The sequence below is a fragment of the Candidatus Similichlamydia epinepheli genome (assembly GCF_003056015.1).
In genome coordinates, this window is the sequence record NZ_PPEU01000065.1 from 1 (window position 1) to 4,190 (window position 4,190).

The window sequence follows — 4,190 nt, forward strand, 5'->3', positions numbered from 1 at the left end:
CGAAAGAAAAAAAGATTGGAAGGAACTTCTTAGAGAGTTTTGGTCTAGTTTTCACCCTGTGCTTCAGCAAGCGGAGAAAGACTTTATTATACCCAAAAGTAGCTTGAATCGACCTTGTCCAGAGTGTAAAAAAGGTGATCTTCAAAAGATATGGGCTAAAAACAAGTTTTTCATAGGTTGTTCTCTTTACCCAGAATGTTGCTATACATCGACATTTGGAACAGTCGATTTTGACCGCTCTCAATTTCATCCAGATTTCGATTGGGATCAAACTTGCCCTATTTGTCAAAAGCCTATGTCTTTGCGCGAAGGGCGTTTTGGTGTTTTTTTAGGATGCAGTGAATTTCCAAAATGTAAAGGTTCTGTTCGGATACAAGAAAAAGCAGAATTAATTGGCGATTCTGAATCAGTTCCATGTCCGGCGATTGGTTGTTCTGGACAGTTGGTTCAAAAGAGATCTCGTTTTGCTTCTTCTTTTTATGGGTGCACTCTCTATCCTCAATGTGATGTAATAGGAAAGGATTTGGAAAAAATTAATTCCAAGTTTGCTGATAGACCTCAGACTGCTGTCGAGTCTAAAAAGAAAGCTCCTTCGAAAAAACTTTCGTCTGCAAATAAGAAACAAACTAAAAAGCCAAAGAAGAAATCACTTAATTCATTTCAGGTCGATCCTACTTTAGCTTCCATCCTGAGTCAGGAACAAATTTCATCTTCACAGGAATTACTTAAGGTTTTTTGGAAATATGTACGAGAAAAAGATCTCCAAGACCCAACTAATAAACGATTGATTCTAATAGAAAAAGACCCTTCTTTAAGAAAGATTCTTGGGGATGAGCCTATTCCTATGACACGTGTGCTTTCGGTTTTGAAGCCGTATATTCTTCAACAGAAAGAAGAGTGAATCGTTTACTTTTTTATTGAGGCGATTCCATACTGCATACAATCTCAACTTGATGTTTCCATATGTTTTTGCAAGAACGTCCTACCGTCCTGACTGGAGATCGTCCGACAGGTATTCTTCACTTGGGTCATTATGTTGGATCCATTCAAAAAAGAGTCCTTCTTCAAGGAGATGCCGACTGTTTTTTCATCGTTGCTGATCTACATGCAATGACGACTTATTTTACAAAAGAGGAAATTAGCCTATTGCCAGGAAGAATTCATGATCTCGTGGCATCTTATTTAGCTTTTGGAATCGATCCGGAAAAATCTGTTATCTATTTGCAATCTGGTTGTCCTGCTATTTTCAAGATGAATTTTCTTTTTCAATTAATTACCTCTGCTAATCGTGTTATGGGATTGCCTTCAATTAAAGAGATGGCTCACAACGCGAAGATGGAAGACGAGAAAATTTCTTTTGGCTTACTGGGGTACCCAATACTACAATCTGCAGATATACTTATGAGTCAAGCAACACTCGTCCCAGTTGGAAAGGATAATGTTGCCCATATAGAGATAGCACGTGATATTGCACGACGTTTCAATCAACTATATGGAACACTTTTCCCACTTCCCCAAGAGTGCTTAAGTGAAATGACGTCCTTGCCGGGAATTGATGGCAAAGGAAAAATGAGCAAGTCAGCTGGCAATGCAATTTTTATCTCAGATGATTATGAGGTGATTCGAAAAAAAGTTTTTAGTATGTATACGGATCCTAACCGCACAAGATCCGACATTCCTGGTCGAGTAGAGAACAACCCTCTTTTCATTTATCACGATATATTCAATTCAAATGTGGATGAGGTAAATGAATTTAAGTCTCGTTACAGGGAGGGAAAGATTGGAGATGTTGAGGTTAAGAGTAGTTTGGCGCATGTTCTAAATTCTTTCCTAGACCCTATACGGGAAAAGTTTTACAGCTATAGAAAAGATGTTTTTCTCCTAGATTCAATTTTGGAAGAAGGGACTAGCAAGATGCGTGTTCGTTCTGAAAAACTTGTGGGAGAAATGTGTGCTCGTATGGGTCTGTATTCCATCAAATAACGAACTGGATGATAAGGATGAAACCATTTGCACTCGTGTCGGATTTTTCGCCTTCCGGCGATCAACCAAAAGCGATCTCTGAGCTTGTGCAAGGGATTGATGATGGAAGAAAATCTCAAGTTTTGCTTGGAGTCACAGGATCTGGTAAAACATTTACAATTGCAAACGTAATTCAGAAAGTACAAAAACCAACTTTGATCTTGGCTCATAATAAGACATTAGCTGCGCAGTTGTATGATGAATTTTGCAGTTTTTTTCCTGATAATGCAGTTGAGTATTTTGTTTCATATTACGATTATTACCAGCCTGAGTCGTATATTGCTCGTAGTGACACTTATATTGAGAAGAGCCTCTCGATAAATGATCAGGTAGATCAGTTGCGTTTGCGTGCAACAAAATCTCTTTTAGAAAGGGAAGATGTGATCGTAGTCGCCTCGGTTTCTTGTATTTATGGGTTGGGTGTCCCAAAGCATTTCATAGATATGAAGTGTCGTATTTTTGTTGGGCAGGAAGTTGAGAGGGAAGAAGTTCTTGGTTGGCTAGTACAGATGCAGTATGAGCATAAGGAAGAACTGGGTCGTGCTTGTTTTCGTGTAAAGGGTGATACCATTGATCTCGTACCTGCATATGAGCAAGATTATGCAATTAGAATTCGTTTCTTTGGTAACGAGATCGACCTTCTTGCATCGATTGACTCGATTACAGGTGAGATACAGGAGTCTTTTTCAGAAGTGACTATTTATCCTGCATCTCATTACGTTAGTTCTTCTGATGTACGTGAAGAAGCTGTTTATTCCATTCGCAGAGAACTTGAAATTACTGAAAAAGATTTTTTGGATCGAGGTTTAACCTTACAAAGCGAACGCATTCGACAGAAGACTGCTTGTGATATAGAGATGATATTGCAGTTGGGTTACTGTAAGGGTGTTGAGAATTACAGTAGACATTTCGATGGGAGAAGTCCAGGAGAGCCGCCTTCATGTTTAGTAGACTATTTTCCTTCTGATTTTCTTTTAATTGTAGACGAATCGCATCAAACAATCCCTCAAGTCCGAGCGATGTATCACGGCGATAGATCTAGAAAAAACACACTGATTTCATATGGTTTTAGATTGCCTTCGGCTTTCGATAATCGTCCTCTTAGATTTGATGAATTTTTCCAAAAGATTAAACAGGTGATATATGTCTCAGCCACTCCTGGGGAATGGGAGGTTAATGAGTCTGGAGGGAAAATAGTTGAGCAGATCATTCGTCCGACTGGATTGATAGACCCGGTTGTAGAAGTTCGTCCTTCTACTAATCAGATTGATGATTTGATAAGCGAAGTTAGGAAAGAGGTAGGTCTTGGGCGTCGAGTATTGATTACAACTCTTACCAAGAAACTTTCCGAGGAGTTAGCTAGTTTTTTTCGATCGATTGGTATTCAGTCTGAATATATGCATTCAGATATTGGCACTATTGATCGTGTTCATCTCTTATCTAAATTGAGAAGAGGAGGGTGTGATGTTCTTGTGGGGATTAATCTTCTTCGAGAAGGTTTGGATCTTCCAGAAGTTGGACTAGTAGCTGTTCTTGACGCAGATCGTGAAGGTTTCCTTCGAAGCTCTACATCTCTTGTGCAGATTTCTGGACGAGCTGCTCGGAATGCAAATGGTCGAGTTATCATGTATGCAGATAATATGACGTCATCAATTAAGAAGACGGTATTAGAGATGGATAGGAGGAGAGAAATTCAGAAAAAGTACAATCTTGAATTTGGAATTTCTCCTAAGACAACTATTCGTAAAGAAGGAAAATTGGGTGGTCTTCTTCAGCAAACACCAAATGTAGATGAGGATCATAAGAACATAGTTACAAGCACACAGGAAGCTCGTAAGTTGATCAAGGCATACGATAAAGCTATGAGGAAGGCCTCTCAAAAGAAACAGTATGAAGAAGCTGCTAGATACCGAGACTTATTGCGTTTTTATCAAAAGTTAGAAAGAGACCTTCTCAATCTCGACGAAGGAGAATCTCTTTCGAATGAGGCAGCTCTCTAATTCAGATATACGATACTACCGTTTAGCGCTAGAGCAAACATAAGCCACGCCTGATATGGTATAAGGATAAGTGATGAACAACGATCTTCTTTCCACAGAAGAAATATAGTACACCCATTCAACAAACAAATGGCTAGGATGTCAATAAAGGCTAGTTTGATTTGTTTT

At 39.0% G+C, this 4,190-nt stretch carries 4 protein-coding genes; 3 read left to right on the top strand and 1 reads right to left on the bottom strand.

Translation table 11 applies throughout. The features are described from left to right. From GCCT14_RS03770 to uvrB, 3 genes are all read left to right on the top strand, one after another. Nucleotides 1-901 (top strand): topoisomerase DNA-binding C4 zinc finger domain-containing protein (locus GCCT14_RS03770; RefSeq protein WP_192875497.1); only part of this gene is annotated, 901 nt, incomplete at its 5' end. A 62-nt stretch (nucleotides 902-963) separates the two neighbouring features. Further along, complete coding sequence (trpS, locus tag GCCT14_RS03775) at nucleotides 964-1,983, top strand: tryptophan--tRNA ligase (RefSeq protein ID WP_108624301.1); 1,020 nt, start codon at nucleotides 964-966, stop codon at nucleotides 1,981-1,983. A gap of 17 nt (nucleotides 1,984-2,000) precedes the next feature. After that, complete coding sequence (uvrB, locus tag GCCT14_RS03780; protein ID WP_108624302.1) at nucleotides 2,001-4,022, top strand: excinuclease ABC subunit UvrB; 2,022 nt, start codon at nucleotides 2,001-2,003, stop codon at nucleotides 4,020-4,022. Here the strand turns inward: uvrB and GCCT14_RS05655 are convergent. Next, complete coding sequence (locus GCCT14_RS05655; RefSeq protein WP_420885382.1) at nucleotides 4,019-4,183, bottom strand: tryptophan-rich sensory protein; 165 nt, start codon at nucleotides 4,181-4,183, stop codon at nucleotides 4,019-4,021. The genes uvrB and GCCT14_RS05655 overlap by 4 nt on opposite strands. Nucleotides 4,184-4,190: the final 7 nt, after the last annotated feature.